Source organism: Vibrio sp. 970, from assembly GCF_033339075.1.
Genome location: NZ_JAWOTW010000899.1, coordinates 1 through 501, shown reverse-complemented (window position 1 = coordinate 501; position 501 = coordinate 1). Strand labels below are relative to the sequence as shown.

Annotated in this window: 1 protein-coding gene; it reads right to left on the bottom strand. The window is 44.3% G+C overall.

What is annotated here, in order from left to right; translation table 11 throughout:
* The coding region (locus R7Q11_RS29805) for a GNAT family N-acetyltransferase (protein WP_225467419.1) at window positions 1–449 on the bottom strand (449 nt) is incomplete at its 3' end.
* Window positions 450–501 lie beyond the last annotated feature (52 nt).

Genomic DNA, 501 nt, shown 5'->3' with positions numbered 1-501 from the left:
TCTTCTTCCCCGGTACGCACAAAACCACACTTCTTGTAAAAATTCAGTCCTTGCTTATTAGTGTTCAGTGCTTTCAGACTTATCTGCATTACTGGCGTAGAGAGTAGACGTGTTTCGAGCTCATCTAACAGTGCACTTCCTGCTCCTTGCCCATAATGTAACGGCGAGACATAGCAACACGTTACCAACGCCGTTTTATCTTCACTGGTGTGGTTAGGCAACTCGGAACTTAAAAACCCGACGATTTCCCCTTGTTTCTCAACCACGATCAATTGAGCCAGTTGCTCCGTCATAACTCGTGTCCACATCCTTTCTCGGCGCTCAATGGTAAACTGCTCTATATAGCTTTGTGGCATTAACCCTTTGTACGCCACCTGCCACGAATCGACATGTATTTTAGCAATTTGAGCTGCTTCTTCTCTAACAGCATTCCTTACTGTGTATCCCATTACTTTCCTTTCTATTCATCCTGAGTAAATACGCGCAATCGGTTATAAGCTT